The 300-nt window shown below is 60.3% G+C and carries 1 pseudogene; it reads right to left on the bottom strand.

Features of this window, described 5'->3' with window-relative positions:
- Positions 1–192 (bottom strand): annotated as a pseudogene (locus ACLJNW_RS24310) (allantoinase); the annotation flags it as partial.
- Positions 193–300 lie beyond the last annotated feature (108 nt).

The raw sequence follows: 300 nt of genomic DNA on the forward strand, positions 1-300 counted from the left end.
CTGCAAGGGCTGGGCAGCCACCATCTCGGAAAGGAACGCCTCGGACTCCTTGTCGCCATGCAGGACGCAGCGCTCGCCACCTTCTTCGTAATTGAGCACGAAGGACAGGGCGATGCGGGCATCGCCGGGCCAGTGAGGGTGGGGAGGGTTGTTGCCGTATCCGATCAGGTCGCGTGGGTAGTCAGCGCTCACAGCAGTGTTCCTTATTGTGGATGGGGCGGCGGGCCGGACGGGCCGGGGATGCCGTGATGGATTTATTGTATACAAGTTTGCCTGCGGTCTGTAAATACAATCCTGCTT

The sequence above is a fragment of the Salmonella sp. SAL4457 genome (assembly GCF_046548235.1).
Taxonomy (GTDB): Bacteria; Pseudomonadota; Gammaproteobacteria; order Enterobacterales; family Enterobacteriaceae; genus Salmonella; species Salmonella enterica.